Genomic DNA, 2993 nt, shown 5'->3' on the forward strand with positions numbered 1-2993 from the left:
GCGAACTCCACGATCAGGATGGCGTTCTTGGACGACAGCCCCACGGTGGTGAGCAGCCCGACCTGGAAGTACACGTCGTTGGACAGCCCGCGGATGCCGATGCCCAGCAGCGCGCCCACGATGCCGAGCGGCACCACCAGGATCACCGAGAACGGCACCGACCAGCTTTCGTACAGCGCCGCCAGGCACAGGAACACGAACAGGATGGACACGGCGTACAGCAGCGGCGCCTGCGAGCCCGACAGCCGCTCCTGGTAGGAGGCGCCCGTCCATTCGTAGCCGATGCCGGGCGGCATCTCCTTCATGATGGTTTCCACCGCGTCCATGGCCGCGCCGGAGCTGACCCCCGTGGCCGCGTCGCCCACGAATTCGTAGCTGGGGCTGCCGTTGTAGCGCTGCAGCTGGGGCGAGCCGTAGGTCCAGCTGGTGCTGGAGAACGCCGAGAACGGCACCATGAGGCCCTGGCTGTTGCGCACCGTCCAGGGCGCGATGTCCTGCGGCAGCATGCGGTAGGGCGCATCGCCCTGCATGTACACGCGCTTGACCCGGCCCTTGTTCAGGAAGTCGTTCACGTAGGTGCCGCCGATGGCGCTGCCCAGCGTGTTGTTGACGTCGGTGGTGGCCAGGCCCAGGGCGCCGGCCTTGGCGTCGTCGATGGCCACGCCCAGCTGCGGCGTGTCGTCCAGATTGTTGCTGCGGGTGTTGGACAGCTCGGGCCGCTGGCCGGCCAGCTGCAGCACCTTGTCGCGCGCGGCCACGAGCGCGTCGTGGCCCAGGCCGTTCAGGTCCTTGAGCTGGAAGTTGAAGCCCGCATTGGCGCCCAGGCCGCGCACGGCCGGCGGCAGCACGACGAAGATGCGCGCGTCGCGGATCCTGGACAGATCGCGCGTGGCCTTGCGGGCGATGGCGTCGGCGCTTTGCGAGGCCAGGGGGCGCTCGCTCCAGTCTTTGAGGCGCACGAAGCCGCGCGCCGAGCTCTGGTCGCCGTTGGAGCCGGTGATGGAGTTGAAGCTCACCACGTCGGGCTGCGCGGCGAAGTATTTCTGCACCTCGGCCATCACCACCTGCAGGCGGGTGTTGGAGGCGCCCGGGGGCAGGGTGATCTGCACCTGCACGGCACCCTGGTCCTCATTGGGCAGGAACGAAGTGGGCAGGCGCATGAACAGCACGGCCATGCCGCCCACGATGAGCGCATAGACCAGCATCATCCGCCCGCCGCGGCGCACGATGCGGCCCACGCCGCGCTGGTAGCCGTCGGCCGTGCGGTCGAAGCGGCGGTTGAAGCCGGTGAAGAAGCGGTCCACCCAGCCCAGCACGCCCTGGCGCGGCGCGCCGTGCGGGCTGTGCTGGCCCTGGGGGATGGGCTTGAGCAGCGTGGCGCACAGCGCCGGCGTGAGCGTGAGCGCCACCAGCACCGACAGCACCATGGCCGAGACGATGGTGATGGAGAACTGCCGGTAGATCACCCCCGTGGAGCCGCCGAAGAACGCCATGGGGATGAACACCGCCGACAGCGTGAGCGCGATGCCCACCAGCGCGGGCGTGATCTCGGCCATGGACTTGCGCGTGGCCTCCTTCGGGGGCAGGCCCTCCTCGCTCATCACGCGCTCGACGTTCTCCACCACCACGATGGCGTCGTCCACCAGCAGGCCGATGGCCAGGACCATGCCGAACATGGTCAGCGTGTTGATCGAGTAGCCCGCCACCGACAGCACGCCGAAGGTGCCCAGCAGCACCACGGGCACCGCGATCGCCGGGATCAGCGTGGCGCGGAAGTTCTGCAGGAAGATGTACATCACCAGCACCACGAGCAGCATGGCCTCGACCAGCGCCTTGACCACCTCTTCGATGGAGGCGCTCACGAAGGGCGTGGTGTCGTAGCTGGTGAAGGGCTTGAGCTGGTACGGAAAGAACGGCTGCAGCTCGGCGATCTTGGCGTTCACCGCGTTGGCCACCGCCATGGCGTTGGCGCTGTCGGCCAGCACCACGCCCATGCCGGCGCCGGGCTGGCCGTTCAGGCGCGAGGTGATGGTGAGGTTCTCGGCGCCCAGTTCGATGCGGGCCACGTCTTTCAGGCGCACGATGGCGCCGTCCACGGTGGACTTGAGAACGATGTTCTCGAACTCCTCGCGCGACTGCAGCTTGCTGCGCGCGGTGATGGTGGCGTTGAGCTGCTGCTCGCCCACGGCGGGCAGGGCGCCCAGCTGGCCGGCGGAGACCTGGGCGTTCTGCGCGTTGATGGCGTTGCCGATGTCGGACGGCATGAGCGCGTATTTCTCGAGCTTGGCCGGGTCCATCCACACGCGCATGGCGTAGGGCGTGCCCAGCGTGGCCACGTCGCCCACGCCGTCGATGCGGCTGATGACGTCCACCAGGTTGCTGGAGATGTAGTCGCCGATGTCCACCTGCGTCACGCTCGGGTCGGGCGAGGTGAAGGTGACGATCATCAGGTAGTCGTTGCCGCCCTTGGTGACGGTGACGCCCCGGCTCTGCACCGCGGGCGGCAGGCGCGACATGGCCTGCTGCAGTTTGTTCTGCACCTGCACCTGCGCCACGTCGATGTTGGTGCCGGCATTGAAGGTGAGCGTGGTGCGCGAGCCGCCCGAGGCATCGCTGGTCGAGCCCATGTAGATCAGGTTGTCGAGGCCCTTCAACTGCTGCTCGATCACCTGCGTGACCGATTCCTCCACCGTCTTGGCCGAGGCGCCGGTGTAGGTGGCGCTGATGGACACGCGCGGCGGCGCGATGTTGGGGTACTGCTCCAGCGGCAATGTCTTGATGGACATGGCCCCCGCCAGCATGATGACGATGGCGATGACCCACGCGAAGATGGGCCGGTTGATGAAGAACTGTGCCATGGCGGGCGGTCCTTCAGCGGGCGGCCGGGGCCGCAGCGCCGGACGCCGCGGGTGCCGCAGCCGATGCGGCCGGTGCCGCCGAGGAGGCGCCTCCTGCCGGGGCTGCCGCCGCCTTGGCCGCCACCTCCACCGGCT

At 68.5% G+C, this 2993-nt stretch carries 1 protein-coding gene; it reads right to left on the bottom strand.

Features of this window, described 5'->3' with window-relative positions:
• On the bottom strand, positions 1-2858 hold a 2858-nt coding region (locus AC27IO_RS22345), incomplete at its 3' end, for an efflux RND transporter permease subunit (protein ID WP_498740824.1).
• Between the last annotated feature and the right edge of the window lie 135 nt (positions 2859-2993).

This window comes from Acidovorax sp. KNOB132 (genome assembly GCF_057541515.1).